Source organism: Rhodobacter capsulatus, assembly GCF_005144475.1.
Lineage (GTDB): Bacteria > Pseudomonadota > Alphaproteobacteria > Rhodobacterales > Rhodobacteraceae > Rhodobacter > Rhodobacter capsulatus_C.
Map to the genome: position 1 here is coordinate 1 of NZ_SWJZ01000155.1, position 545 is coordinate 545.

Genomic DNA, 545 nt, shown 5'->3' on the forward strand with positions numbered 1-545 from the left:
AGGATCAAGCGTGACAAACCTGAAGAGCTCAACGTCCCGGAGGCACCGAACACGGTCTGGTCGATGGACTTCATGGCCGACCGTTTGGCAGATGGCCGCCAATTCCGGCTGTTGAACGTGCTGGACGACTTCAACCGCGAAGGCCTGGGGATCGAGGTAGACTTCTCGCTCCCCGCCGAGCGCGTGGTCCGGTCGCTGAACCGGATCATCGAATGGCGCGGCAAACCTCTGGCGATCAGGGTGGACAATGGCCCGGAATACATCAGCTCCACGCTGATGATCTGGGTCGAGAAGCAGGGCATTGCCCTGAACCATATCCAGCCCGGGAAGCCGCAGTGAGACACGCCTATGTCGAGCGTTACAACAGGACCGTCCGCCATGAATGGCTGGACCTCTACATCTTTGAAACCATCGAGGAGGCGCAGCAGATCGCAACCGACTGGCTATGGACTTACAACAACGAGCGCCCCAACATGGGCATCGGTGGCATTACACCCGCCCAGAAACTGAAGATGGCTGCCTGAAGTATACGTCTGTCCCCCGTT

General features: G+C 58.9%; 1 pseudogene. It reads left to right on the forward strand.

The features are described 5' to 3' along the window. Nucleotides 1-524 (forward strand): annotated as a pseudogene (locus FBT96_RS20210) (DDE-type integrase/transposase/recombinase); the annotation flags it as partial. Nucleotides 525-545: the final 21 nt, after the last annotated feature.